This is a genomic window from Gilliamella sp. Pra-s52, assembly GCF_009795805.1.
In the GTDB taxonomy this organism is placed as follows: Bacteria; Pseudomonadota; Gammaproteobacteria; order Enterobacterales; family Orbaceae; genus Gilliamella.
The window spans coordinates 1-378 of record NZ_WTEY01000054.1; the positions used below are offsets into that span (position 1 = coordinate 1).

At 36.0% G+C, this 378-nt stretch carries 1 protein-coding gene; it reads left to right on the forward strand.

The features are described 5' to 3' along the window. Positions 1 to 41: 41 nt before the first annotated feature. Positions 42 to 378: hypothetical protein (locus tag GQ594_RS11920; RefSeq protein ID WP_160413194.1), on the forward strand; the 337-nt coding region annotated here is incomplete at its 3' end.

The following is a 378-nucleotide window of genomic DNA, read 5'->3' on the forward strand; positions in this document are numbered from 1 at the left end:
TAAAAATAAAAAAAGAAAATAAGTTCATAAGGAATTCGATTATGCCTTACGCAAAATATGATGGTAACGACCCTATCTATAAAGATAAAGAGCAGCTATTAAAAAAAACCGGTATCAGCATTACTGATCCAATACTACCACCCAAAAATTTGGTTAAATTAACTGGCACCCTATCCGAATTTAAAGGTCTATTTTGCTATGCACCACTTGCGGATGGCGCTTATTTAAGTGACGAACAAAAACAAAAACAGCAAAATCAGCTTAGAAAGGGGGCAGTGCTTGCCACTTTAAACGGTAATAGTATTACCGCACTAGCTGGTTTAGGTCATGCTAATGGTAATGATCGTAGTAATGAGGTAGATGCTCAGTATATTACTG